The sequence below is a fragment of the Paenibacillus sp. J22P165 genome, assembly GCF_059692015.1.
On sequence record NZ_JCAUAP010000009.1, the window covers coordinates 334,710 to 357,041 of the forward strand.

General features: G+C 44.9%; 20 protein-coding genes. 6 read left to right on the forward strand and 14 right to left on the reverse strand.

Annotated features, from left to right (window positions below):
- Positions 1 to 96: 96 nt before the first annotated feature.
- Both AC58QM_RS24025 and AC58QM_RS24030 read right to left on the reverse strand, forming a co-directional pair.
- Positions 97 to 1,746: a stalk domain-containing protein gene (locus AC58QM_RS24025; protein WP_497287378.1), complete on the reverse strand. Its 1,650-nt coding sequence runs from the start codon at positions 1,744 to 1,746 to the stop codon at positions 97 to 99.
- 214 nt (positions 1,747 to 1,960) lie between these two features.
- Entirely contained in the window at positions 1,961 to 2,641 is a 681-nt protein-coding gene (locus AC58QM_RS24030; RefSeq protein ID WP_497287379.1) for a TetR/AcrR family transcriptional regulator, read from the reverse strand.
- Between the two features lie 131 nt (positions 2,642 to 2,772).
- Here AC58QM_RS24030 and AC58QM_RS24035 point away from each other — a divergent pair, with 131 nt between their 5' ends.
- Positions 2,773 to 4,125, forward strand: coding sequence for an MATE family efflux transporter (locus AC58QM_RS24035; RefSeq protein ID WP_497287380.1), 1,353 nt, complete (start codon positions 2,773 to 2,775; stop codon positions 4,123 to 4,125).
- Between the two features lie 58 nt (positions 4,126 to 4,183).
- Here the strand turns inward: AC58QM_RS24035 and AC58QM_RS24040 are convergent, their stop codons facing one another.
- From AC58QM_RS24040 to AC58QM_RS24050, 3 genes are read right to left on the reverse strand one after another with little or no spacing between them, the layout of a single operon-like run.
- Positions 4,184 to 5,728, reverse strand: coding sequence for an extracellular solute-binding protein (locus tag AC58QM_RS24040; RefSeq protein WP_497287381.1), 1,545 nt, complete (start codon positions 5,726 to 5,728; stop codon positions 4,184 to 4,186).
- A gap of 59 nt (positions 5,729 to 5,787) precedes the next feature.
- Positions 5,788 to 6,654, reverse strand: coding sequence for a carbohydrate ABC transporter permease (locus AC58QM_RS24045; protein ID WP_497287382.1), 867 nt, complete (start codon positions 6,652 to 6,654; stop codon positions 5,788 to 5,790).
- A 16-nt stretch (positions 6,655 to 6,670) separates the two neighbouring features.
- Positions 6,671 to 7,564 (reverse strand): ABC transporter permease, encoded by an 894-nt coding sequence (locus tag AC58QM_RS24050; RefSeq protein WP_497287443.1) that lies wholly within the window; start codon positions 7,562 to 7,564, stop codon positions 6,671 to 6,673.
- A 334-nt stretch (positions 7,565 to 7,898) separates the two neighbouring features.
- Here AC58QM_RS24050 and AC58QM_RS24055 point away from each other — a divergent pair, with 334 nt between their 5' ends.
- Positions 7,899 to 10,166, forward strand: coding sequence for a helix-turn-helix domain-containing protein (locus AC58QM_RS24055; protein ID WP_497287383.1), 2,268 nt, complete (start codon positions 7,899 to 7,901; stop codon positions 10,164 to 10,166).
- A gap of 68 nt (positions 10,167 to 10,234) precedes the next feature.
- Here the strand turns inward: AC58QM_RS24055 and AC58QM_RS24060 are convergent, their stop codons facing one another.
- From AC58QM_RS24060 to AC58QM_RS24070, 3 genes are all read right to left on the reverse strand, one after another.
- Positions 10,235 to 11,068 carry a LamG-like jellyroll fold domain-containing protein gene (locus AC58QM_RS24060; protein WP_497287384.1) on the reverse strand — a complete coding sequence of 278 codons (834 nt, stop codon included), beginning with the start codon at positions 11,066 to 11,068 and terminating at the stop codon, positions 10,235 to 10,237.
- A gap of 397 nt (positions 11,069 to 11,465) precedes the next feature.
- Positions 11,466 to 12,626, reverse strand: a complete 1,161-nt coding sequence (gene trpB / locus AC58QM_RS24065; RefSeq protein WP_497287385.1) for a tryptophan synthase subunit beta — start codon at positions 12,624 to 12,626, stop codon at positions 11,466 to 11,468.
- Positions 12,627 to 12,947: 321 nt separating this feature from the next.
- Positions 12,948 to 13,778 carry an SDR family oxidoreductase gene (locus tag AC58QM_RS24070; RefSeq protein WP_497287386.1) on the reverse strand — a complete coding sequence of 277 codons (831 nt, stop codon included), beginning with the start codon at positions 13,776 to 13,778 and terminating at the stop codon, positions 12,948 to 12,950.
- A gap of 96 nt (positions 13,779 to 13,874) precedes the next feature.
- On the opposite strand from AC58QM_RS24070, the gene AC58QM_RS24075 reads away from it, so the two are divergent.
- A complete protein-coding gene (locus tag AC58QM_RS24075; RefSeq protein ID WP_497287387.1) occupies positions 13,875 to 14,288 on the forward strand; it encodes a MerR family transcriptional regulator in 414 nt (137 codons plus the stop codon).
- A gap of 12 nt (positions 14,289 to 14,300) precedes the next feature.
- Here the strand turns inward: AC58QM_RS24075 and AC58QM_RS24080 are convergent, their stop codons facing one another.
- Positions 14,301 to 14,924, reverse strand: a complete 624-nt coding sequence (locus AC58QM_RS24080; RefSeq protein WP_497287388.1) for a TetR/AcrR family transcriptional regulator — start codon at positions 14,922 to 14,924, stop codon at positions 14,301 to 14,303.
- Positions 14,925 to 15,070: 146 nt separating this feature from the next.
- On the opposite strand from AC58QM_RS24080, the gene AC58QM_RS24085 reads away from it, so the two are divergent.
- Positions 15,071 to 16,492 carry an MDR family MFS transporter gene (locus AC58QM_RS24085; RefSeq protein WP_497287389.1) on the forward strand — a complete coding sequence of 474 codons (1,422 nt, stop codon included), beginning with the start codon at positions 15,071 to 15,073 and terminating at the stop codon, positions 16,490 to 16,492.
- 189 nt (positions 16,493 to 16,681) lie between these two features.
- Here AC58QM_RS24085 and AC58QM_RS24090 read toward each other — a convergent pair whose 3' ends face one another.
- From AC58QM_RS24090 to AC58QM_RS24105, 4 genes are all read right to left on the reverse strand, one after another.
- Positions 16,682 to 17,146, reverse strand: coding sequence for a DUF8821 family protein (locus tag AC58QM_RS24090; protein WP_497287390.1), 465 nt, complete (start codon positions 17,144 to 17,146; stop codon positions 16,682 to 16,684).
- Positions 17,147 to 17,169: 23 nt separating this feature from the next.
- Positions 17,170 to 17,649, reverse strand: coding sequence for a GyrI-like domain-containing protein (locus AC58QM_RS24095; protein ID WP_497287391.1), 480 nt, complete (start codon positions 17,647 to 17,649; stop codon positions 17,170 to 17,172).
- 112 nt (positions 17,650 to 17,761) lie between these two features.
- Positions 17,762 to 18,184: a DoxX family protein gene (locus AC58QM_RS24100; RefSeq protein WP_497287392.1), complete on the reverse strand. Its 423-nt coding sequence runs from the start codon at positions 18,182 to 18,184 to the stop codon at positions 17,762 to 17,764.
- 22 nt (positions 18,185 to 18,206) lie between these two features.
- Positions 18,207 to 18,686 carry a GyrI-like domain-containing protein gene (locus tag AC58QM_RS24105; RefSeq protein ID WP_497287393.1) on the reverse strand — a complete coding sequence of 160 codons (480 nt, stop codon included), beginning with the start codon at positions 18,684 to 18,686 and terminating at the stop codon, positions 18,207 to 18,209.
- Positions 18,687 to 18,787: 101 nt separating this feature from the next.
- Here AC58QM_RS24105 and AC58QM_RS24110 point away from each other — a divergent pair, with 101 nt between their 5' ends.
- Together AC58QM_RS24110 and AC58QM_RS24115 are read left to right on the forward strand one after the other, a co-directional pair.
- Positions 18,788 to 19,753, forward strand: coding sequence for a helix-turn-helix transcriptional regulator (locus tag AC58QM_RS24110; RefSeq protein ID WP_497287394.1), 966 nt, complete (start codon positions 18,788 to 18,790; stop codon positions 19,751 to 19,753).
- Positions 19,754 to 20,010: 257 nt separating this feature from the next.
- Positions 20,011 to 21,930, forward strand: a complete 1,920-nt coding sequence (locus tag AC58QM_RS24115) for an ATP-binding protein (protein WP_497287395.1) — start codon at positions 20,011 to 20,013, stop codon at positions 21,928 to 21,930.
- Here the strand turns inward: AC58QM_RS24115 and AC58QM_RS24120 are convergent.
- The gene (locus AC58QM_RS24120; RefSeq protein ID WP_497287396.1) at positions 21,896 to 22,144 is read right to left on the reverse strand and encodes an NHLP leader peptide family RiPP precursor; all 249 of its coding nucleotides are present in this window, start codon (positions 22,142 to 22,144) and stop codon (positions 21,896 to 21,898) included. The genes AC58QM_RS24115 and AC58QM_RS24120 overlap by 35 nt on opposite strands.
- Positions 22,145 to 22,332 lie beyond the last annotated feature (188 nt).

Here is a 22,332-nt window from a genome sequence, read left to right on the forward strand (position 1 = left end):
CACCATATTTCTTATCTATTACTAGTATACCAAAATATTACGATCTCAAAAGAGATTACAATATAATAAACGCCTATGCGATATTTCGCTGCTGAGTTAGTAACTAATTCTGACTGTTCGTGTCTTTTCCTCATATTCAACCTTAGCGCCGAGCACTTCAGATAGCAGTCTCACCGGGATAATCGTAGAATCGTTGTCCAAAATAGCCGGAGAGTCCGTTGTAACTTCTACACCATTTAGCATATACGCACTTTTAGACGTAAAAAGTGTGATCGTTCTGCCTTGTTTTGTGTATATGGCTGCTTTCTGAGTATCGTCCCATTCTACCGATGCCCCGAGTGCCCCTGCTAAATCTCTAATCCAAAGGTAAGAGCTTCCCTCTTTAATGATAGGCTTTTGCTTCATTGGCACTTTAACATCATCCAGGATGAATTTATTATCGGTTAGTCCAAAAGAAACCACATGCTGTAACTTGCTAGGTTCGCTCATTTTCTTCAGATACAGCGATGAATCGCTATGTAATTTATTTTTCCCTAAATACGCAATAGGTTCCGTACGAAATTCCCACTTCTTTTCATAGATTTTGGGTTTATTATCTTCAATAACGGACAATTTAACGTATGCCGTGTAAACGGTATCCGGAGAGAGCGGCTTGGTCGGAATCAACATAACCTCGGTCTGCAGATGATCATCATCAACCGGCGTATTCAGCAATAACTCCAAGCTCTTGCCTGTACTGTCGGTCAGTTTGGATTCTACTAATTTGACATCTCTAACAAATCTTCCTGATAGCTGTGCCATGATCGGATAACCGACAGGGTACTTTGAACCGGAATGGCCGCGTATCGGGTCCGGCGTCTCGTGACCATCAAAATTAATGGGAACGTAAGGATCGCCAGGAGCCGGAGAAACGACTAATCGCGAGTTCCATTCATTCGTTAGTCCAAATTCAATCACTGTATAATCACCTTGTTTATCGAGACCAATCTCTACGGCATCCAGCGTTAAGAACGGAGTCCGGTGATAAGGGGCATCGAAAAGACCATCTATCGCTTGTGTGATCGCTACTTTCGAGCTTCCATTGTAAGATACGTCCTCTGAAAAATTACCCGCGTAACCTGCGTATAGGCCGCGCTCGTATAGTTTACTTCCGATGTAGCCCGGGAGTTTACTGTTTTCTTCGTGCATCGATACTCCTGTTTCGACGACCTTGTTCGTTTCTAAATATTGCGCATGCAGCTTTGCCGCATAGGTAAGATTTTTGTTGAAGGTAAGTGGATTCAAACCATGAATAACTCGATAATCGTTTATCGCCTTAATGCCTTCTAATTGCTGGGCTGTAGGCGTAGAAGGCAGATCAGAAATTGCTTTTTCGTCAACAATAAATGTCCAACTTCTCTCAAGCGGTAAGTAGCTGTCATCTTTTAGCTCCATGACAATATGAACGGTATGCTCGCCCACTTTTAAGTCAGTGGATGGCGTATACGACATCATCATTCTGCCCATGTCCCACTTCGCATCCACTTTAACTTGATCGATTTTCATCGTAAAACTTTTGAATTCAGGTGTAATATCCGTTTTCATAATTTCAAGCACGATCGTTGGTTTCATTAATCCAACTTTTCCTTGTGGATACCAATAAGAAGAATAGGATGCCGCCTCAGCTTGTGGCTGAGCCATAAAGAGCCCTGAAACTGCTAGAAAAAGACCAAGCAGCACTTTTAAAAATCTGTTTCCGAAAACCATTGACGCGTTCCCCCTGTGTGATTGTCATAACGTTATTAACTTCAACAATTCCTAAACCTACCAAATATTAACTTTCGCTATTTTTCGACCCATTTCCTTCTTCTTTATTATTTTGGTATAAATCAACGCTGGAAACAGTGGCCATTCTGTACGGTACAAAAAAAGGCCACCCTACAGTAGAAGAATCTACTTATCGGACAGCCCCTAGCCTATACTACTTTCCCTGCTCCTTTATTACCTGTTCAATCCCCAACAGAATTAACTTCAAACCGAACTGAAACGCCTCGTCAGTCCCCATCAGATCGAACATTCGGCTCATGTACATTCTCCGAAACAGGCCAGCATCTGTCTCGCTCATGGAGTCCAGAAGACGGATCATCTCCCCATTGGGATGATCTCCTTGCTCCTTACGGATAGCGGACACATTGCGCTGATGCTCATAATCATCTAGAACGAAATAGAACACATAATTCACAAGCGTAAGAACTGCTTGCAATTTCTGCTCTTGCTCGAGCGGCGTCGATTCCATACAGACTAACATACGATTGGTGAACCGGATGATGTCCGGCTCGTGGGGGAGCGTCATCATCATGAGCTGCGTGGAACAGGAGTGCCGTCGGAGCACACTCCGTACCGTTACCGCGAACTCCGCCATTTGCTCCTTCCAGTCTCCGTCGGAATGGAACTCCTCCAGAATTATTTTCGACACATGGTTGGCCATACGCTGGTAGAGATCTTGCTTGCTCTTGAAGTACCAGTACAGAGAGGGTGCCTGAATGCCAAGCCGGTCGGCCAACCGCCTCATGCTGAATTTCTCGATGCCTTCCTCCTCCAGAAGTTCCCACGAACTTTCTAAAATCTTATCCTCCGAAATTTGAGGCTGCTGTTTTTTCATTGCTATCCGTCCTTTTTATCTAACAGTGTAAGTTTGTTCTTTACAGGTTCATAGCTTCATGATATCATCTAACACTGTAAGGTTCAATCTAACGCTGTTAGACAAATTCAACGAAGAAAGAAGTGACTCACATGGATGCACAAAACCTCCATTATTTTGAAAAAGCGCCCATTGCTAAAGCTGTCGCTCATTTCGCTGTACCGATGATGCTAGGCACGTCAATGAGTGTCATATATGCCATCTTAAATGCCTATTTCCTTGGTACACTGAACAATACGGCCATGTTAACCGCACTCGCACTAACCTTGCCCTTATTCGCGGTCATTATGGCACTAGGTAACCTGATTGGCATGGGCAGCGGTACATTCATCTCCCGTTTGCTAGGCGAGAAAAAATATGATGATGTTAAGCATGTATCTTCATTCGCCTTTTTCAGCAGTTTAGTTCTAGGTCTTATCGTGATGGCTGTTGGCCTCCCGTTGATCGATTCCATTGTCCACGGCCTGGGGGCAACGCCTGACTCCTTCGGATTTACAAAAGACTATGTCAGAATTATGCTTATCGGTTCACCATTCGTCGTCTTATTCTTCACATTGGAAAATATAGTACGCTCGGAGGGTGCCGCAATCACATCTATGGTCGGTATGATTCTGAGTGTTGTTGTGAATATTATTCTCGATGCCCTAGTCATCTTCGTCTTCCATTGGGGCGTGATCGGTGTTGCGTCTGCTACGGTCATTTCTAACTTGGTTGCAAGTATCTTTTACGCCTTTCATATGAGATATAAGAGCCAGTTCTTAACGATATCTGCACAATGGTTCAAGATTACTAAGGACATTCTGAGCAATGTATTCAAAATCGGAGTTCCCGTCTTTGTTATGAGTATATTCTTGGGTGCAATGTCACTTATTTTAAACCATTTTCTTATCGAATATGGAGATCAGGCTACAGCGGCTTTTGGAATCTCATCACGTTTATTGCAATTTCCTGAGTTTATTTTGATGGGCTTATGCGAGGGAGTCGTACCGCTGATTGCCTTCTCTTTTACAGCAAATAAATTACGTATGAAGCAAACCATAGGATTTATGATCAAAGCGATTATAGCGTTAGCCGTCATATTCGGTATCATCGTCTACCTGATTTCCGATCACTTGATTGGTTTATTTACGAATGACCCGCAGTTAATTGAAATGGGCAGTTATATTCTACATGTGACGTTCTTATCCTTGTTCATCACGGGAATGACCACTTTGTTTACGGGGATCTTCCAAGCAACTGCGCAAGGGACTGCCGCGTTTATTATGTCCGTCATTCAAGGTATTACTCTTATTCCGGTGTTGTATATCGCCAATCGCATGAATGGCTTCCACGGGGTTGTCTGGTCGCTTGTCATTGCAGACACCGTCGCATTCCTTGTTGGTGCTATCATGCTGTATGTTCTACGGACCAAATTGCAGCCTGATTTGGAACATTTAGTTCAATAGAACACAAAAAGGCAGGATAAGGGACACTCCCTGATCCTGCCTTCTTGTGAAAACGACTTTATTTTTTCAAAGCTCGATCATACGCTTTTTTGTAAATGTCTACAATTTTATCAACGCCTAACGCCTTCATGTCACTCACATATTTCGGCCAATCTTCCAGACTGCGTTCACCAACGATGAACTTGGAAATATTCTCATCGCGCTTCTTCATAATCGTATCCCCGCTTAGAGAGAGAGTTTCCATCTCAGCGCTTGTGAACGCCGGACGAGGCTGCTGCTGACTATCATATTTCGGCGCTTCCTGATAAGCCTTCTGCAGCTCAGGCGATGAGAGGGAAAGATGCGCATCATAATCGAACCACGCGTACGTGCCGTCCGTAGAAATACCGCTTTTCTTTCTCATGTCTGCGACATCCGCATATTTCTCAATAAACTGCTTCTTGCCATTTTCCGTTTTGTACGTGACGCCTTCTTTCCCCCAGCTGGCCAACGTTTTGCCTTCTTCACTGTAGAAGAAATCCATAAACTTCAGAATCTCTTTAATTTTTTTCGACGATGTCGCGATCATGAAGCCTTCGTCCAAATATTGCGTGTACGCATTTTTAGCTGGTGCCCCTGCAAATCCGGTCGGCGCCCCCATGAAAGCCAGATTAAAGTCTGCTTTATCTTTGCGCAAAGCGGAGTTGAAGAAATCAATCCGTCCGATGTAATCGACGGTGACAAACGCCCGCTCCGTAGACATCAGGTCTTGCCAAAGCTTCGTATCTGCAGATAAGAAATCAGGAGGAATGAGGCCTTCTTTATAAAATTTATTTAAATACACGATCATTTGCTTGTAATTGTCTTCTAGCGGACCATAGCGCCATTCTTTTTTATCAAAATCATAGTACACATCCGAACCGGTGCCAAAGGCTGGAGCAAAATTCAAGAGACGCTGCAAGCCGTTCCGGAAGGAAAGCGGATAGCTCTTCGGATAAGCTTCTTTTATTTTCTTAAGCGCTGCATACAATTCATCCCACGTTTTCGGCTCAGAGAGCCCCAGCTTCTTAAATATATCATCGCGATACATCCAAATCATGCGATTCGTTTCCCCGATTCCTGCATTCGGGAACATATACATTTTGCCATCCGACGAAATCGTATTTTGCGTATCAACCGGGTACTTTTCCATCCATTTCTTTAAATTCGGCATCTCATTTACATAATCCAAAATATTAACCAATGCACCTTGCTGTCCGTACTTATCCGCCAACTTTTTGTCCTGCGTCATCATCAAATCCGGCAAATTACCCGAAGCAATTGTAACGCTAAGCGCGTCATCCAGCTTCCCGGACGGCAGCTGCACATTCAGGGAAACACCAGTTCTCTCTTCGATTAATTTCCAGGCAATATTATCTTTATTGTAAGGCCAGCTTGGATTTGAATAATTGAGCGCGGTAAAGGATTGTTTAACCACTTGCGCAGGAGCTGCGGCCGTTGACCCCGCGCTGGCAGCAGGCGCTGCCGTCGAAGTCTCGTTCGTACTCGTCGAACAACCGGCGATTGCCGTCATGGATAGTCCCAAAGCTAAACAAATTGAAATCCCTTTTATTGTTTTATTCATAGAACCCATCTCCCTTTTCATTTGTTTAGACCCACTGCCTTTTTATTACTGAATATGAACTAACCTTTCACTGAACCGATCATCACCCCCTTGACGAAGTATTTTTGCAGAAACGGATACACAAGGAGGATCGGTACAGTGGAAACAAGGATGGTTGTAAATTTCAAGGCATCATCAACGACCAAATTATCGCCGCCTACGCTGGATACGTTAGCTGAGTTAATCTGCCCTTGCAAGACGATATTGCGTAGAACAACTTGGAGTGGGAACATATCCTGGTTGCGCAGGTAGAGTAAGGCGGAATAGAAGTTATTCCAGATGCCAACGGCATAGAAAAGTCCGATGGTGGCAAGCACCGCTTTGGAAAGCGGCAGCACGAGCCGAAAGAAAATACCGAGATCGGTTAATCCGTCCATTTTACCCGATTCTTCCAACTCTTTGGGCATTGCGGAGAAAAAAGTTCGCATCACGATGAGATTCCACGTACTGACCGCCGTAGGGAGCACCATGGACCATAGGCTGTCTACCAATCCGTAGCTTTTGACGACCAGGAAGGTCGGAATCATACCACCGCTGAAAAACATCGTAAACACAATGAGCAGTGTGAACAGCTTGTGATGCGGCAACTCCTTTTTGGAAATCGCGAACGCGCCCATGGCTGTCATAATTAGTGAAACCAAGGTGCCGACTACCACATATTGAATGGTATTGATATAGGCGGAGGAAATGCGCGGATCGTGTAAGACGATTTTGTACATCTCCACGTTGAATCCTTTTGGCCAAAGCGTAACTTCGCCTTTTAAAATGTGCGTACTATCGCTGAACGAGACAGCCATCATATACACAAAGGGGTACAGCGTTGCGGCGACGACCCCAAGCAGCACTAGGATGATCAGTAGGTCAGTCACACCAAATTTCGTTTTCATAAAGCGTACCTCCTTTCTACCACAAGCTGGTTTCTCCCGTTTTTCGACTAATCCAGTTGGCGGAGTATATGAATACTAAACTGACGATCCCTGTAAACAAATCAATGGCCGTCGCATAGCTGTAGTTGCCCTGACCGATCCCTGTACGGTACACATAGGTGCTAATAATATCAGCCGTTTCATAGATGGCGGGATTATAGAGCAGAAACACTTTTTCGAAACCGATATCGAGAACGTGCCCAACATTCAGAATAAAAACGATCACAATGGCCGGCGTAATACCCGGGAGCGTGACATTCGTTATTTTCTTCCACCTGCTTGCGCCATCCATCTCCGCCGCCTCATACAATTGAGGATCAATAGACGTCAAGGCTGCCAGATAAATGATCGTTTCCCAGCCGACATGCTGCCAGATTTCCGAAATGACATAGACCGAGCGGAACATGTCAGGCATCACCATGAAGTTAATCGGCTCAAAGCCGAGAACTTGAATCAGGTGGTTCACGATACCACTGGAAGGCGAAAGGAACATGAGCACCATGCTCGCCGCCACCACATTGGATATAAAATGGGGCAAATAACTGACCGTTTGTACGAATCGTTTGAAGAACGCGTGCCTTGCTTCATTTAGAAGGAGCGCCAATAGAATCGGTGCAAGAAAACCGAAGATTAGCCGGTAGACTCCGAGCATGAACGTGTTGTAGATGAGCTTAAAGAAGTCGGGATTTTCCCAAAACAACTTATAATACTTGAAGCCGACCCATTCACTTGCCCAGACACCCTTAAACAAATTGTAATTTTTAAAAGAAATGACCAAGCCGAACATAGGAACGTACTTGAAAAGTAAATAAAACAGCAAGGTAGGCAGAAAGAGAAGAAATAAATATTTCCCTCGTTTCCACTGCTTCAGATAGGTACTTCTTTTCGACCGGAGATTCGCTTGCGAAACAGACGTCTGTGTCGTGGCGGCCGATGGGTTCGTACGCAATAGTCATCTCTCCTTTTTCTCCATGTGGGTTGCCCCCCTCTGGTTATTGAGGCTCTGTATCGACAAGCCCATCGTATCGGAAAAATGCCGTGCCGACTATCCACTTCCTCATCAACTCATTCGCAAATTTCTCAAAATCGAGAATAATAATAAGAATCGTAAAAATTCATATAAGGAATTGTAAATATTTTCTCACACCATAAATTTCACCATGCTATAATTTCCACATACTACTGGCTAGCGAAAGGAGACGACTATGCAAACCGCCTATGTCCCTAGAAAAAGATACAGCACGTCCTTGTTCTACCGACTATTGATCAGTTTCATTATCATCATTTTGCTACTCGTATCCTTTAATGTAGCCTCCTTTACCTTCTTTCGAAGCAGCATTCGAGAAGAAATTATTAAGAACAGTAGTCTGAATCTCGATACGACCGTTGCCAGCTATGAGAAAAACATTTCGTTAATCAAAAGTCTGTTAGTCAGCCTATATTTCAACACCCATACCGAAGCGCTCAAAAATAATCCGGAGAAACTCGACTTTATTATTTCAAGTCAGGTGCAACGCGAACTGCAAAATGTGTTAGCGAACAATCAGCTTTCTTTATATAACATCATTTATTACTTTCCGAACCGTGACTTTGTTATCGATAAAGATGGATCCCGAGATGCGCAAATGATGTTTAGCAAATTTTATACGTCCCCCACGTATCCAGAGCAGTTCTGGTCAACGGAAACCGGAAAATCTTCGCTCTCCTTCCGGGTGTACCCTTCTGCGGAATTTCAAGAACGTACAAGCTTCTCTACTAGAAGTTTTGGGAATTTTAACCCCGTTCTTTTCAAAAGCGCCGCAACGGACGGCTTATCCATTATCGCCTTGCTAGACAGCGATCAAATGTTTGAGGCATTCAGCCATTTTCAGGCCGATTCCGACTTCTATATTTTGGATGACGCTGAGGGCACAACGTACGCCGTAAGCAGTCGCAAGGATCCTCTGCATTTGAAGCCGCACACTGGCAGTTCCGGTTATTATTTGGAAGGCACCAATTATTATTTCTACAAACAAGGGGCAGTGACCGGGAACACCTATGTGTTGATCGTGCCTTTTGCTACCATTTCCGAACAGTTCTTTAAGCTAAATGTGTTTATGGTTGGACTAATATTCCTTTCCATTATCATCGGAGTCGGCATGTCCATTCTCTTTGCCAAACGGTTTAACAACCCGCTCACCACCATTATTAGTTCCATTCAACAGATGGATCGTCCCCAAAGTGCACCCTTTGTCAGTCCAATTCGCGAGTTCAATGTCATTAGCCAGAAGCTGCATGATTTATTTCTAACCAACGAAACGATTAACCGGGACTTACTAAGCAAAAATTCCTTGCTCAAGCACTACGCCTACTTAAATAAGGTGAAAATGATTCATACCGATATTGAGGATGCAAAAATATCTATTGATTCCGATAAACCTTATGTCATCGTCCTATACCAGCTCATGTATATCGACAACCAGTTAGCCGCTATGGACATGGACCCTAATCGCGCTTCGTATTACATTAAGGAATTCGTTCAATCGCAGTTTATTCAGGCCTATAAAGATGCCTTGACCTTCCAAATTGAGAAGGATCAAATTCTGACCATTATTTTTACAAACGATTCCGAGCTTTCCGTATTGGACAATCTGTTAATCGATATCAAAAAAATATTTGAACTGGATGCGTCCTATTGTTCAGTAACCATAGCCGTGAGCCCTGTCCATGACAATGCGTTCATTTTCAACGAAGCTTTCGAAAACACGCTGCTGTTAGCCAAACAACGGAAGCTTGGGGAAGGTGTCCAAATCATTCGGGAAAAGGAAACACTGCCTCCGGATCTCTGGTTCACAACGGCTAATATGAAAGAATTTACGGCGAATTTGACTTCGGGTAACCCAGCGATCACCATTCCTATCGTTTCGAAAACGCTAGAGCTCGCCGTTAAACGCGGCGCTTCCTACGCGCAGATCCATGACCTTGCCAAGGAAATCGTCAACTTGATTATTAAAACACTCTATTCTAGCCATAATCCGATCTCCTTGCTCGATGACAAGAGGAGCCCAGCGGATATTCTCAAGAATTGCCGCACACTGGAACAATTTCAGCAGTTTTTTAAAGAAATCCTAACACAGTCCGCCTCGGATATTCGTCAGAAGAAAGAAGCGACCGACCACATTACCAGTTTCGTAACGAACTACGTCAATGAGCATTTCGGCAGCGATCTATCGCTGGACTTACTAGCCGATAAATTAAACATTACAGGCGCTTACTTATCAACCTATTTCAAAGAGAAAACAGATACCAACTTTAGCGATTATGTGAATACAGTCCGAATGAATAAAGCGATGGAGCTGCTGGAGAAGACGGACCTCAAAATCCAAGACGTCTCTACGCTTGTCGGCTATTACACGATTGCTTCCTTCAACCGCATGTTTAAAAAGCATACAGGCATTACGCCGAGCGAGTTCAGGCGAGCTCGGTGCCAGTGAAAAAAGGACGATCCTGACCGAATCGCTTCGGAGGATCGTCCTTTTCACTGTCTAAGCTGCTATATAGCTTAGTTGGTCATCGAGCTGTAATGCGCAGCCAGCTGGGTAGGCGTCAGCTCATAATCGTACACGGCAACTTTGCCGATTGCGCCTTGGAAGTACGAAGCGAGATCTCGCGTGGCGATTCGCATCGGAGCCGTTCCGTTGCCTGGAACGATGCTGTAATCCGATAGTTTGTCTTGATCACGCAGGACGCCGTTTTTAAACACCTTGGTGTAACCTGTTGTGTATGTGGAGCTCGTATTTACGGTATTAATCACCAAGGTATAGTGAATCCATTGACCGGCGGTCACCGTATCCTGGAAGTAGGAGCCTGCACCTAAGCCGCCGCTCAAATTAAATGAATACCCGCTGATGCGGTTTGGACGGTTTTCGGTGTTTGTCTGATTGTACATCCTCGCCACCCAGGAATGTTGTCCGGATGTCCCTTTCCCCATCCAATGCACATACCCGCTGCTCTCATAGTTCGTAAATTGCAGTGTATCCGGCCGCATCCAAGCCTCGACGGTCAAGATGCCTGTGCGCGTAACCTCAAGATAGTCGTTATCAGGAATTGTAAAATATTGATTCGTCCCGTTGAATACCGGAGCTGCGTCCCCATTCGGCATCGTCGTGTTCGTCGGGCTTCCGGTGAAGGTGCCGTTCATCCCGTTACCAGATTGATCCGTCGTTACCGCGGAAGCTAAAGGCCAGTATCCAACGGGATTGTCAGCCAATACGGCCGTGTCATAGGTGGATGTTGCCTGAACGGCTGAAGAAAAATTGAAGCAGGCGGAAAGCAGAATAGCCGTCATCATCGTTGCTGTAAGCTTGGACATTCGGAGTGAAAAAGGGTTTCTCATTGTCAATCGTCTCCTCTCCTATTGGCAAATCACTTGCTCCGTTGCACCTGCGCTAGTTATACCCGTTTCGCTACACGCGGTCGTCAGCTGTTCAACTTCCCTCCCTTCACCTTCGTTATTTTCATCTTATCGGGAAGGGGCTTACTTCAAAATGGCATCGTTTTGGGATGATGATGAAATCTTAATCCAGCCAAACAATTCGTCATAATCGATAAAAATGCGAAGCATGGATGCTCATGTCAAACCTTATTAATCGTATAGAAAAAAGCGTTCATTGCCCTTGTGATCCACTCGGCCTTCGATAACACGAGAAACGAGGAAAGGACGCCCCATTGGACGTCCTTTCCTTCATGTAAGTCTGCATATATGTATTGTACTAACTGATGCATCCGTTACACTATTTCAGCATTTGATACACTTGCTCAACATCCTTATCCCCGCGACCAGACAGATTAACGATAATGATCTGATCTTGACCCATCGTCGGTGCCAACTTCTTCGCGTATGCAACCGCATGTGCACTTTCTAATGCTGGGATAATTCCCTCCGTGCGGGACAGCTCTTGGAAGGCTTCCAACACTTCCTCGTTGGTGACCGTTGCGTATTCTCCGCGGCCCGTCACCTTCAGATGGCTATGCTCCGGCCCAATACCAGGATAGTCCAAGCCCGCTGCGATCGAATAGGTTTTCCTCGGTTGGCCTTCTTCGTCCAGCAACACAAGACATTTAAAGCCGTGAATGATGCTCGGGACACCTTGCGTTAAAGATGGTGCTTGATCCGGCTCAACACCGATCAGGCGAACAGTCGGTTCATCTATGTAATGAGCGAATGCACCAATCGCATTGCTACCGCCACCTGCGCAAGCGACGACCGCATCTGGTAAACGGCCTTCTTTTTCCATAATCTGACGCTTCGATTCTTCACTAATAATAGCCTGGAAGTGCTTGACCATCGTCGGAAACGGATGTGGACCCACTGCCGAACCGAGCAAATAAAATGTATTTGTATAATTGCGAACCAGATCGTCTAGCGCCGCATCTACTGCATCCTTCAATCTGCCTTGGCCATTGTGAACCGGTACGACCGTTGCGCCAAGCAACTCCATGCGGAATACATTTAGCGCTTGTCGGCGCGTATCTTCAGCTCCCATGTAGATGACACAGTCCATTTCAAACATAGCGCAAGCTGTTGCCGTAGCCACACCATGCTGACCCGCACCCGTCTCGGCAATGATCCGCTTAGCCCCCATTCGCTTAGCGAGCAGAATTTGGCCAATGGCATTGTTGATCTTATGCGCTCCGGTATGATTCAAATCCTCGCGCTTTAAGTAAATTTTCGGTCCTCCCCAAGCTTTGGTCAAGCGCTCTGCATAGGTCAGTGGATTCTCGCGACCGACATACTCGCTCAAGTAATAGCGAAGCTCTTCCTTAAACTCTGGGTCGTCTTTAAACTTGTTGAACTGCTCACTCAAATAATTCAACACTTCCTGCAATTCTGGTGGAACGAAGCTCCCGCCAAACTCTCCAAAGTATCCCTCTTGCTGCAACTGTTGATCCATAAGTAAGCGCCTCCATAAATTATAATAGGAATGATACTCTCTAAATATATTACCATAATTTTCCCATGCCGTATTTAAAAGAACATAGGATGACAAGCCCTCCTAGCTTGCCTGCAGAGTAAAATAAAGAGCACCCTACGTGGGTGCCCCTACATAAAATCTGATCCGTTCTACATCTCATTCAAAACGCCTCCTCTATAAAATCATATTGAAATTTAGTTTCACTATCATGTCGTTCAAGATGTTTGGATTTCTACAAGACTAGAAAAAAAACTATTGATTTGCCTGCGTCTTCACCAATGAGGCCTGTAGCAGTCCCGATCACACTGTAAAATAGTGTCCCTGCTCAAGGTCCTGCATGAGCGAGACTTGGACTGGACGCCACTCTAGAAGAACCTTTGTATCTACGCTCGACCTAGGAATATCGAGTGCCGTAAGAATGCCCAGGAAGCCGAAGTGCGCATTCGCGTCTTCACGTGAAATACTCACCACTGGCAGGTTGAGATGCTTACCAATGACACCTGCGATGTCGCGAAATGGCACGCCCTCATCGTCCACACCGTCCAAACGTGACCCTGCTGGGGCTGACTTCAGCGCCAAGCGGAACAAAGACGCTGCATCTAAACGATGTACAGCCGGCCAGCGATTAGTTCCGTCGCCGATATAAGCGGACACACCTTTATCCCGCGCGATTTGGATCAATCTCGGCACAAATCCCTTATCACCTACGTCGTGTACGGTTGGTGCTAGCGAAACGATCGATGTGCGCACGCCTTGCTGCCCGAACGCAATCGCGGCTTTCTCCGACGCTTCGCCATTGGCGTGAGCCGTTATCACGAAAGGCTTGCCTGAGCCTTTCAGCGCTTCGCCCATCGTTTCGATGGCACGAAGATCGGTCCTAAGCGCACCAGCGAAATCCGCGAAGTTATGCTCAAACGCCAGGTGAATGACGCCGTCTGCAGCGGCTGCTCCACTGCTCAGGCTCTCGAGGTCATCAAGCGACCCGACATGCACGATCGCACCTGCTTGCTCTAATTGTGCAGCACCACGATCTGAGCGAGTTAAGCCGACCACCTGATGACCCGCTTGGATAAGTTCATGAACGACAGCGGAACCAATATATCCTGTTGCTCCTGTTACGAAAATACGCATCTTATGTGCCTCCTAAGCCTTTTTTTGAAAAACCACAACTCTACTGTAAACTATAGAGTGAACTCTAAGGCAAGCATTTAGAAGGAGGCACTCTCGATGAAAATACAGGAATTAGCTGAAAAAATAGGATTATCGGTCCACACCATCCGTTACTATGAGAAGGAAGGATTACTAGACGAGCGACATGTCCAAAGGGAGACAAATAACTACCGCACCTATTCGGACGAAGCGATCGAGCGTTTGAAACTCATTAAAAAGTTCCAAGGAATCGGTTGTTCACTTATTGAACTGAAGGACATTTTGCAGGATCACGATACAAACACTCGTACCAATCAGCAAGTTATCGAATGGATTTTACAGAAAATAAACGAAATCGAACGTAAGAAAGAGGAATTTGATCGGATGCTAGAAACACTTAACTTTATGTTAACGTACCGAGTAACACTAGAGACCGACCCGGAGAAAGCTCGTTCGTTATTAGCGGCGGCCAAGTTAAACAGCGATAAGTGAGTGTACTTTATCCTACTTCCTACTTGTTGACTGAGATGGATCCTCGTTATTCAAGTAAATCGGCAGCAAAACCTCATCAACCAATAAACGCAAGTAGGAATCGGTCAGCTTGCCACCTTGAATCATAAATTCATATCTCATCATGTTAAAAGGTATCTGTAACTGCATAGGCGTGAAATTATCCGTTATTTCTCCACGCTTCTGTGCGAATTCCCCAATCTTTTGAATGATTTGCACGTTTTTTTCGTGCGCATGAAGCAAGACTTCCTTCCAACTTTCCTGGTTTCGACTCAGTTCCAACAAGACAGTACCGAACAGTTCGGGGCCAATCGCATCCAAGAAACGTTGATACACATGAACAGCCGCGAGTAAATCTGCGCGTAGGCTTCCATGGTCTTCTATGAGGTCAAGTAACGTAGACTCACCGAACACTTGTGATATGCGATAATGTGCCATGGCATGTAGCAGGTGCATTTGGCTTTCATACTGACGATATAAGACGGTACGACTTGTTTGCGCCTTTTTGGCGACATTTTGGAATGTCATCTCTGGATAGCCAGACGTTTGGAAAATCTCAAATGCTGCTTCCAATATGGCGCTCTCAAGCTCTTTCCCTCGTTTTCTTATACTTGGCATTTCAAAACTCCTCATCAAATTCTATGTAATGAGTATAACATGAATTTAAGATACATATTGTACCTTGCAACTTCGTTCAAAGCGATGTATAGTTCATTATGTAAATAAGGTTCAATTTGTACCTTATATAGAAAGGAGCTTGTATCATGGCTACAAAAGAAGATGAAAAAATACCTAGGCCCTTGTTAACTATGGCATTTGTACTTGTCCTTGGTGCGATTGCCCCCATGTTGGATGGAACTATGGTGAACATCGCACTGAATGATTTTGCCAAGGCTTTCGGTGCCTCACTCGATAACATTCAATGGATCGTGACTGGCTATGTATTAGCTACAGGAATAGCAGTTCCCTTTTCGGGATGGTTAATTCAGCGATTTGATGGGAAAAAGGTGTATATCGCCGCTCAGATCGTTTTCCTGATTGGTTCGGTTACCTCAGGACTCTCATGGAATTTAGCTAGTATGATTGCTTTCCGTCTTATTCAAGGCTTTAGCGCAGGTTTAATTATGCCACTGTTAACAACACTTTTAATACAAGCGGCCGGCCAAAAAGTGCTCGGTCGATTAATGTCTATTGTCGGTCTTCCCATGGTTCTAGGGCCAATTCTGGGACCCGTTATTGGCGGGGTCCTTGTCGACTATCTTTCCTGGCATTGGATCTTCTTCATCAATGTTCCCGTCGTGTTCATCACGCTATACTTTATTCATAAAAAGCTGCCCAGCTTCCCCCCTGCCAACCACCAAGCGAAACTTGATTGGCTAGGGATCTTATTGCTCGGTGGTATTTCGGTTAGTTTTATCTACGGTATCACTGCAGCTGCGGAGATGGCGGGTTTTACTAATACGAAAACCATAACGTTCATCCTTATTGGCGCTGTATTAACAGTCATTTATGTCATGTACGCACTTTGGAATGAGAAAACAGTCATTATGCCCTTAAACTTATTTAAGTTTAGAAGCTTTAGCGCATCTTTCTGCGGCTTATTCCTAACTGGGATCGGCACAATGGGTCCAATGCTTCTGCTGCCGCTATTATTTCAGAATGTGCGCAATGATTCCATCATCGTCGCTTCCTTATCTTTAATCCCTCAGGGGGTCGGCATGTTGCTTGTAAGGCCCCTAATCGGGAAAATGATTGATCGCATCGGTGCCAAGATTGTTGTCATCATCTCGATCGTAATTTCTTTAGTTGGAACAATTCCTTTTATTTGGTTTGATCAACATACGAGTTATTGGATGATTGCAATTGTACTCCTTATTCGCGGCATCGGCGTTGGCGGCGTAGCAATCCCATTAATGAGTGATGCCTATACAGGTTTAGCCAAAACGCAAATTCCACAAGCCAGTATCGCCACCCGCATTGTTCAAAATATCGGCGGCGCCTTCGGTTCAGCCGTATTAGCAACCATTGTCGTCAATCAGTTGAAAGTTGCGACTCCGGATGTTTCCCAGTTGGCATCTGCCTACCAAGCCGGTTTCTTAACAGCGAGCATCCTCATGGTCATCATGATCGTTCCTTCCCTATTTTTAACTAGTAAGGTGGCCTCCAAGGTCGCTGCGAAGCAGTAAAGTGACTAATCTAATTTACGGCTGTCTCAAAAGAAAATGGCGTACGACCTCATTTCTGGGATCGTACGCCATATGATGGCCCTGTATTCAGTAAGCAGCTATTCATTCCTCGAAGTATTTATGTCTAATACAGAAATATGCCGGCCTTTCTCCTTCTTGCTCCACTTTGTCGAAATCACATTTGAAACCTTAATATTGTCCTTTAATCACAAAGAACGAACCTCGAATCGTCCCAGCTAGTTTAGACTTCTGTCTAGCAAATTTAAACTTCTTCTCTTCCAATTCCTTAGGTACTTCCATCCCCTCAGAAAGCTTAAAACCAACAGCCCGCTTCTTAGGGTCATCAACCGTATACATGACATTGATCCCAAGACCATCCTCATAAAAGACGTAGGTAAATTGGATGTTTTCCACTTGAAAACGAGACGTTTCTAACGGTTTAGCCGCAAACTGAATATCACGTTCTTTCAGAACGAGGTTTACATAATCAAGATTGTCCTGACTTTCACTAGCGGGTATCACCGTAAATTCATGTTTGTATTTGTTCATAAAATAACGGGCTTCATTCGCACGTAAACCAGCAAGTGCTTCTACTACTGGTGATGACTCTAAACCAACCGTAGACACATTTTTAAAATCAACGATCTTCGACACGCTCATCCCTCCCATGACCTCGCTTATTTCCCAACTACAGGAATCCAAACTTCTCCATAGACGAGGCCATCTCGCTGCCCCATCTCAACCGTTGCATTTGGCCCGCCAACATAAGCGAAATTGTCGGCTGCTGGCAAGACTTGACCAAAGGCAATGCCAGTGAGCCTATTACTCAACTCATCCGCTGTCTTTCCTTCGCCTTTAACGACGAGGTATTGTCCCTTAGGGAATTGAATCACCCTGTGTTCTTCCGGTACCGTTGCTCCTGTCATAACTCCGGCATAATACATCATCTTGTGATTTACTGCTTCGTTCACAGCAAAAATATACTCATTTGTGGCAAGCGATTTTAAAACTTCTAGCCTTCCATCTTGCTCAACGGCCCGCCAAAAGTTTTCTTTCTCCTGGTTGATACCAACATAATCCGTGTAACTGCTCTTCAGCTCCGTGCCAATACCTAGAACGATAAAACTGTCTTTTTCCTCAAGGGTATACATTGTCATAATTAAATCTCCTTTTTTTTAATGGATGAGTTACTTGATACGTTTATCTTAACCTTAAATAGTGTCAAAATGTGATACTGTTTAGAGGACCCAATGAAATCCCTACTACTTATTAAAGTTTGCGGTTTTTCGGACGCAGTGCCCAAGAGGCAATACTTAGGGCCGCATAGAAAAGCGGAAGAATAATATGGAATCCGTAATCACCGTAATCGTTAGCGAACACATGAGATAAGGCCGCACCCGTCATTAGAAAAAAGATACCGCTATAAGCCCATTCCTTAAGCCTAGGGAAACCTGGCATTACGATTGCAATGACGCCAAGCAACTTCCAAGTCCCGAGAATGTTAGTAACATATAACGGGAAACCTATATCGGTCACTAAATCCACATTCCCCCCATATCGCATGAGTTGCCCGATACCGCTTAAGGCAATTGAGCACGCGAGTATGATTGTAACAGTCCAATAAACGGCCATACTTCCAAAAGGGCGGGTCTCTATTTTCACCATTTTTTCATTACTGATGATCGTACTCATCTTATTCCTCCTCTAATCTAGTTTACTTCATAACAACCGGAATCCACATTTCCCCAAATACAAAGCCATCTCGTTGACCCATCTCAACCGTTGCATTAGGCCCGCCAACATAGGCAAAATTGTCGGCTGCTGGCAAGACTTGACCAAAGGCAATGCCAGTAAGCTTACTACTCAACTCATCAGCCGTCTTCCCTTCGCCTTTAATGACGAGGTATTGTCCCTTAGGGAATTGGATCACCCTGTGTTCTTCTGGTACAGATCCTCCTGTCATAACGCCAGCATAATACATCCTCTTATGATTTACGGCTTCATTCACCGCAAAGATGTAGTCGTTCGTAGCGATAGCCTTTAAATCGTCAAGCCTTCCATCTTGGTCAACTGCCTTCCAAAAGTTTTCCTTCTCTTGATTCATGCCAGCATAATCCGTGTAATCGCTCTTCAGCTCCGTGCCAATACCTAGAACAGTAAAACTGTCTTTCTCCTCAAGGGTATACAATGTCATACTTACATCTCCTCTTTTCAAATGGATGATTTGTTTTTCTATTTGATAGGTTTATAATAACCATAAACCATGTCAAAATATGATACTGTTTAGAGGACCCGATGAAAAAAGTAGAACGAATCAACATCATCATGCGGTATATCAACAACCGCGCCCACTTTACCATTTCTGAGATTATGCGGGAATTTCATATCTCTCGTTCCACAGCCATTAGAGATATCAGAGAAATTGAGTCGATGGGAATGCCGCTTGTCGCCGAAGTCGGGAGGGACGGGGGTTATTTTGTCATGAAAAACTCCGTCCTACCAACTGTCCGCTTTACCGATAATGAGATCAAAGCCTTGTTTATTGCCTTTATGGCCACTAGAAATCAACAACTCCCCTATCTCAAGAGTCGCCACTCTTTAGCGGAAAAATTACTCGGACTCATCTCGGAAAACCAGCAAGATGATCTTGTTCTGTTAAATCAAATCTTGCTATTCGAGGGAACCAACCCCCTCAATCCCGACCTGCTTGATCTGTCAGATCTGCCCCATCCTATGTTAGAACAGCTTATCCAAATCATTATTATGGATAGCTACTTAGTGGTTTCCGTAGAAATAGGAAGGGAAATAAAAACTTATCCCATTTATCTCTTGCACTTATATCGTGAAAAAAGTTCTTGGCAAATTGAAGGCTTTGACCTAGAGGAAGAGAAGCCGCGGATTATACCTGTCGACAATCTCACCGATGTTACACCCTACTCTGGGAAAAAAAGAATTACCAAGAAGAAGATTCTAGAACAACTGAGCAAACAGGAAAAAGTCATCAATCTTATCCTTGAACTTGGTCCAAAAGCGATTGCTCAGTTCAAAAAATACCATCCGTTAAACATGTCCATTTCATACACGAATCCTTATCAGTCTACGGGTATTTTAAAAACTTTTATCAATGTTCATCACTCAGATGAGTTGGCCGAAATCACAAATTGGCTGCTTTTCTTAGGTGGAGACATCACGATTAGGGAAGTGCCTAAAGAGGTTATGGAAGGTTTACGGGAGAGATTGGTTCTTTTGGGGAATACGTAAAATAATTAATGAAGAAGAAGCATCATAGAAAATCAGATCGATATCTTGGCTGATGCCATTCTGGCTGGCCGACAGCATGTAATGCCATAATCTAAATGCAGACCCTCTTCTATCCGTTCGTATACGGTTGTGAAGTGGGTCTTTTGGCGCATAAAGGGATTTGTAAAAATTTGTCGGAGACGAAAGGATGTATGCATAATTTTGTCGAATCTATAGGTATACATGAAAATTTTGGTATTCCCCCATGAGGTGCGCAAATGAAGCGTTTTCAATTAATCTTGTTACTACTCACATTAGGCGGAGCTGCCTTCTTGGCATTGCTCTTGTATCCCAATTTAAGCTCATCGGAGAATTCCACCAATACTCCAATAACCACCTGGGAAGTACAATGGATTCCTGTGGGAGCTCCAGAAGAGGCCCTACCTGACATAGGCGGAGAGTGGCTGTCTGCCACGGCTGAGCACCCGTTCGATGCCATACCCGAAGGGAATGTCGGCGCATGGATTCACCTGACGGTTCCCCCGACGTCCAACCTTTCCAAACCCGGTTTGTATATTGAACGCCTATACGCCATGAACGTAATGGTTTATGAGAACGGCAGGCCCGTCTATCAGGTTAATCACAACTTTGACTTCGAGCGCACCCTTCTCCAACTGCCGCTTGATCATACTGAGATAACTAGCGATCTCTATCTACGGCTCACGGCAAAGGAACGGGCAGGCATCAGCAGTGCTGTCCAGCTTGGTGAGCTTCCTGAAAACTCCCGGCAAGCTGTCCGCAAGGAACTGCCTAACTTGTTGCTGGGAGGAGGCTTCGTTTTCCTGTCATTCTTGATGCTTCTCTGCTCCTGGTACCTAAACCGGTCCCAACGCAGCACCGCCTTGGCGCTGACCCTATTCGTCATGTGCAGCGGCATCTTAATCATGACCTACTCGGCTATGCCTTACTACTATTTTCCTGAGCTTGGACACTTTTTCGTATTTCTATTTGATACGTCTATTTATATTTTGTTTCCTGCCCTGCTGTACTTCGTCATCCATATATTTGAAGGTCGGTACCCATGGTTTAAGCGGGTGTTCAGCTGGCTCGTCGTTTATTATTTGATTAGCTTCTGCATAATGGTATTGTATAAAATCATCGGAACTCCCTTGTATTCTCTTTACGGGTTTCTGACCTTCTGGCTGGGTGCACCGCTCATTATCGGACAATTAATTCTCGTCAGCGTCCTCGCCTTTCGGAACGCCATGCAGAATCCGCTTTCCCTGATCCTCTCCCTGGGTATTCTGAGCTTTACCCTTTGCAGTGTGGCAGATCTCTCGCTGATGTACGCGATAGATACACTTCGTATATTCAGTTTTTGGAAGCTTGGCATCATCATTCTGATCGCTTCCCTAGTGATAATCCTGAACCGCCGCATTGCATCTGACTATGCCCGGCTCCTATCCTACTCCAAGGAGCTAGAGCTTTACAATCACCAACTGCAACGGACGGAGAAAATGGAGATCATCAGCGAACTGGCCGCATCCATTGCTCATGAGGTGCGCAATCCGCTTCAGGTCACAAGAGGCTTTTTACAGCTACTCTCTGGAAAATCAGTGGATCACGACAAGTCCTACTTTAGCTTAGCCATCCAGGAGCTGGATCGAGCGTCAAGCATCATAACGGACTTCCTGACCTTTGCGAAACCAGAGCTGGATACCCTGGTAGAGCTGAATTTGCAGCATGAACTCGCACAGATCGAAACCATGATGACGCCGCTGATCTTGCTGAACAATGGTGAGCTGGAGGTCCACGTGCCCGAACCCCAAATCATTCTGGGCAACTCATCCAAGTTCAAACAAGCATTGATCAACATCATCAAGAATAGTATCGAGGCCATTCAAGAAAATGGCCACATTACCATCAACGCTTGGGCCGAGGGAGGAACCGCAGTCCTCCGAATTGTAGACAACGGTGAAGGCATGGAGCCGGAGCAGATCGCGAAACTAGGAGAGCCTTACTTCTCAACGAAATCGAAAGGAACCGGCCTTGGCCTGATGGTTACCTTTCGTATCATCGAAGTCATGGAGGGCACCTTAGAATTCTACAGTGAAAAAGGAAAAGGAACCGAAGCCATCGTCCGATTCCCTCTAGTTTCCAACCCTAGTTCCAAGAAAACTTCACTTCTGCCCCAGTAGGTTTCAATTGATCCATTTCCTCTGGTTGCGGGGGAATGACCAGCGCATAATGAGCTGGTGTTTCTGCCAGTACACTTAGCTCAATATCTTCAGGAACTTCAATGCCGAAGTCCTGCTTCAGCGCACTACGGGGATCTGCCAACAAGCGTGCCTTGAAATCGGCGTCTTCCCAAGCTTTCTGAATAATCTTCACTCTCAATGCATCCGTGGACATGACAACACAACCCTTCAAAATTTAGGATATCCTGCATTTTCATAATACCATGGAACTAGATCTTTTGTACCATTGTTTTCCATTTATAGACAAATAAATTTTAAATTCGCCATTATTCAACAAATCCAGGTGCCCTGAAATTCCATAGTTACACAGGAAAGGAACCGAAGCCATCGCTAAGCCATCGC